Origin of the sequence: Rheinheimera sp. (assembly GCF_030824435.1) — a bacterium.
Lineage (GTDB): Bacteria > Pseudomonadota > Gammaproteobacteria > Enterobacterales > Alteromonadaceae > Pararheinheimera.
The window spans coordinates 1-3,129 of record NZ_JAVBXS010000003.1 but is presented as its reverse complement, the minus strand read 5'-3'; the positions used below and the strand labels follow the sequence as shown (position 1 = coordinate 3,129).

6 protein-coding genes are annotated in these 3,129 nt (G+C 47.3%); 1 reads left to right on the top strand and 5 read right to left on the bottom strand.

The window, feature by feature from the left end:
• The coding region (locus RCH83_RS00065) for an alkaline phosphatase (protein ID WP_306517901.1) at positions 1-550 on the top strand (550 nt) is incomplete at its 5' end.
• Between the two features lie 85 nt (positions 551-635).
• Here the strand turns inward: RCH83_RS00065 and RCH83_RS00060 are convergent.
• The 5 genes from RCH83_RS00060 to RCH83_RS00040 form a co-directional block, all read right to left on the bottom strand.
• Complete coding sequence (locus RCH83_RS00060; protein WP_306517899.1) at positions 636-1,187, bottom strand: chalcone isomerase family protein; 552 nt, start codon at positions 1,185-1,187, stop codon at positions 636-638.
• Entirely contained in the window at positions 1,147-1,662 is a 516-nt protein-coding gene (locus RCH83_RS00055; protein WP_306517897.1) for a DUF2878 domain-containing protein, read from the bottom strand. Before RCH83_RS00055 ends, RCH83_RS00060 begins: the two co-directional genes overlap by 41 nt.
• A complete protein-coding gene (locus RCH83_RS00050; RefSeq protein ID WP_306517895.1) occupies positions 1,659-2,399 on the bottom strand; it encodes an SDR family oxidoreductase in 741 nt (246 codons plus the stop codon). The genes RCH83_RS00055 and RCH83_RS00050 overlap by 4 nt, the downstream gene beginning before the upstream one ends.
• Before the next feature lie 87 nt (positions 2,400-2,486).
• Positions 2,487-2,648 carry a hypothetical protein gene (locus RCH83_RS00045; protein WP_306517893.1) on the bottom strand — a complete coding sequence of 54 codons (162 nt, stop codon included), beginning with the start codon at positions 2,646-2,648 and terminating at the stop codon, positions 2,487-2,489.
• On the bottom strand, positions 2,641-2,955 hold the full coding sequence (locus RCH83_RS00040) for a hypothetical protein (protein WP_306517891.1): 315 nt from the start codon (positions 2,953-2,955) through the stop codon (positions 2,641-2,643). Before RCH83_RS00040 ends, RCH83_RS00045 begins: the two co-directional genes overlap by 8 nt.
• Positions 2,956-3,129: the final 174 nt, after the last annotated feature.

Genomic DNA, 3,129 nt, shown 5'->3' with positions numbered 1-3,129 from the left:
TGATTACGCCTGGAACAAAGACATTATTAAAAAGGTGAAAAACACCGCGCCTGAAATTGCCAAAGCACTGGTACAGGCAAAAGAAGCCGATATGAACAAAATCTGGCTGGAGAAAACGGCGTTAAAACTGACGGCCGATGAAATGGCAGCCTTAACAACAGCACGCGCCAACGCTGCCAAAACTTTTGCCAAAATTGCCGGTAAAACAATCAACGACCAGCTGGAAACCGAAGCCGAAGCTTTAGATGAACTGGCTAAAGTCGTTAAACAGCATATCAACCACTATTCCCGCACCGGCTGGACCAGCGGCGCCCACACCGCCATTGACGTACCTGTATTGGCCTGGGGCACAGAAAAAAGCGCTTTTGCCGGCATGCAGGACAATACCGATATTGCCCGCAAGCTGATCCATTATGTAAAACCAGGCAAAGATGCCCAGCCAGCAACAACACAGTTGTCTGAGCAGGAAAAAACCAAAATCACCCAACAGTCAGTGCATCAGCACCAGGCGAAGCAACAACAAACCGCAGCACAAAAAACGCCACAATAAGCTAAATAAAAAACCGCGGCACCAGTTCAGGCTGGTGCTGCGGTCCGTGTTTTAACAACAGCTTACACTGAGCTGCTGACCCATGTTACGGCGACTTTAATGCCAGTAATTGTTTGCGAAGTTCAGGTGCTGTGGTTTTTTCCGATAACCAGATATCAAAAAAGGCAAAGCCAAAAGCCGGATCTGTGGTGCGGCCTAATACTTCATCATTAAAATAAAAGTCCACCAGACCATCAGCACGCAATACAGCGGTTAGCCTGTCGCCTTTTTTCACATCACGCCATAAAGTGTTCAGCTCACCAGCCCAGATTTTATGCACCTTTTGCACTGCACCCTGCTGAATTTTCCACTGATCCATAGTGGCATCAATAAACTCCTGTTTTGTGATGTCACGCTGATAGGTAAGCTCCAGTTTTAACGGTGTACTTTGCTGATAATCCACAAACAAGCCATCACTGCTCTGCAATCTGGCGTGATACAACTGCCAAAACCAATAACTGTAATGGCCCTCGCCCACTGTTTTAAAGGCATTGCTTTTTGTATCTGTACTATTGCCATAACAAAAAGGCGCCAATAACAGCAAAGATGCCAGCAGACTAAGAGCCCGCAGCTTTTGCATTAAAGCTTGTTGTCTCATCTTGTTTGCTCCACAAAAAACGATAATGCACAAAAATCGTTAATAACGATGACCAGCACAAAGCCAGCACCAACGAAAGCTCCAGCACAGGTTGATACAGCAGTTGCCCACCAAGCGCACTGCCGCCCCAATAAGCCAGAGGGCCGCCTAAAGCACCAAACAAAGCCGCCAACCATTTATAACGCAGCATATCGGCCAGTACCTGCACCAACATCAGGGCAAAACAAGCCCAAAGCACAATCATCCAGACGGGCAACATATTGGCGCCAACAAAACTTAACCAGCCGCTGGCAATTAACAGCGAATCAAGCAAAACCCCGCACAAGGTGATCAGTAGCACAGCAAGCCGGGCTTTATGGTGCAATCTGACCATGGCAAAAGCCCAGTACAACACCACCGGCACTATCAGCAGGTATTGCCAATAAATCAGCACCAGCCAGCAGAGTTTAAATGCAATAAAATGAAGCATTTTCATGGCTTTAAACCAGCTGCTAGCTTTTGCCTGAAGCCATAAGGCAATAAGTTCAGCAGTTGCAGACTTAAACTGAGGCGCAGCGGAAAACGACAACGCAACTTGCCATCAGCAATAGCAACACGCACCCGTTTTGCTGCGTCTGCCACAGATAATAAAAACGGCATGGCAAAGTCATTTTTGCGGGTCAGCGGGGTGTCGACAAAACCTGGCTCGATCAGACAAACCTGAATGCCCTGCCCTGTTAAATCCAGTCTTAAACTGTCAGTGAAATAACTGAGTGCCGCTTTACTGGCGCCATAAGCTTCTGCTCTGGTAAAAGGAAACAACCAGGCCAGACTGCTGACAATCGCCAGCTGGGCCTTGCCCGTTTTTTTTAACAGCGGCAGCCAAAACTTCACTGCAGCGACCACAGCAAAAAAATTCACCGCAAAAGTGCGCTCAAAAGCGCCCAAATCAAAATTGTCGGCCTCGACATATTCACAACTGCCGGCATTTAAAATAATTAAATCCACTGAAGGCAACATGGCATTTATCAGTACTGCACTCTGTGCGACAGCATGCTCATCGGTTAAATCCACCACCAGCGACTGGATCAAAGGCGACTGCTGGCACAATTGCGCCAACCGCTCCATGGAGCGGGCAATGGCCACTACCTGCCAACCTTGAGCTGCATATTGCAATGCCAGTTCACGGCCAAGGCCTGAGCTCGCGCCGGTAATCACACAACATTTTTGCATCTGCTGACCTTTATCTATCCACAAAGTGAGACTCTGGGATGGATACGGTGCAACAACAGAAGCGGATTAGTGAAACGGCACAGGAATTCACGTAATAACATAAAGGGCTAAAAAAGGAGTTTCAGGAGTTTCAGGAGTTTCAGGAGTTTCAGGAGTTTCAGGAGTTTCAGGAGTTTCAGGAGTTTCAGGAGTTTCAGGAGTTTCAGGAGTTTCAGGAGTTTCAGCAACAGTGAACAACAGCTCAGGCAAATAAATCCACACTAAACATTTGTTGAATTTCTTCGCGTTTTTGCTGATTGGCCAAACTTTTATAAGCCTCCAGCGCCCGCTGATGCTGGCCTGCAGGGTTGTCGTAACCGGTGCGCTCGCTACTTTGGCGTTCATCATCAAGCAAGCTTAAAACAGCAGCCGAACTTTTAACGCCATTGCCCTGGGGAGATGCTGAAGTTTTGTCAGTTGCAGTTGTATTTGGTGCAATAGCGCGCGGTTGCCGGCCGGTAAAGACTTCGGCGACATTTGGGCTTTTAATGATATTTTGGCTGACTGCAACGCTCATAAGCCATCATTCTTTGCGGAAATTATCTGCATTATAACGGGAAAACTGCAGTTGCCAAGCCGGCATTTTCACTTTTACTTATTTAGCTACAAGCCCTGTCTTTATTGGCTTACAGCGAAATTAAAAGCGGCAAAAAGTTGCCGCTTTTGCACCATTTTAGCGCTTTGCCTTTTA